Source organism: Flavobacterium sp. EDS, from assembly GCF_020991525.1.
Taxonomy (GTDB): Bacteria; Bacteroidota; Bacteroidia; order Flavobacteriales; family Flavobacteriaceae; genus Flavobacterium.
Map to the genome: position 1 here is coordinate 1 of NZ_JAJMOZ010000066.1, position 316 is coordinate 316.

Genomic DNA, 316 nt, shown 5'->3' on the forward strand with positions numbered 1-316 from the left:
TCCATCCAATTGCTCTTGGGTAAAGTCTGCAAACGTAAACGCTTTTCCATCTGCACCTTTTAAGCCATCTAGTTGTTCTTGGGTAAAGTCTGCAAACGTAAACGCTTTTCCATCTGCACCTTTTAATCCGTCCAGTTGCTCTTGTGTGAAATCAGAGAATGAAAATGACTTTCCATCTGCTCCTTTTAAGCCATCTAGTTGTTCTTGGGTAAAATCAGAGAATGAAAATGATTTTCCATCTGCTCCTTTTAAGCCATCTAGTTGTTCTTGGGTAAAATCAGAGAATGAAAATGATTTTCCATCTGCTCCTTTTAAT

At 38.3% G+C, this 316-nt stretch carries 1 protein-coding gene; it reads right to left on the bottom strand.

Going from position 1 to position 316, the window contains the following annotated elements; all coding sequences use genetic code 11:
* A partial coding sequence (locus LPB87_RS20705; protein WP_230729235.1) for a hypothetical protein occupies positions 1-316 on the bottom strand: 316 nt, incomplete at both ends.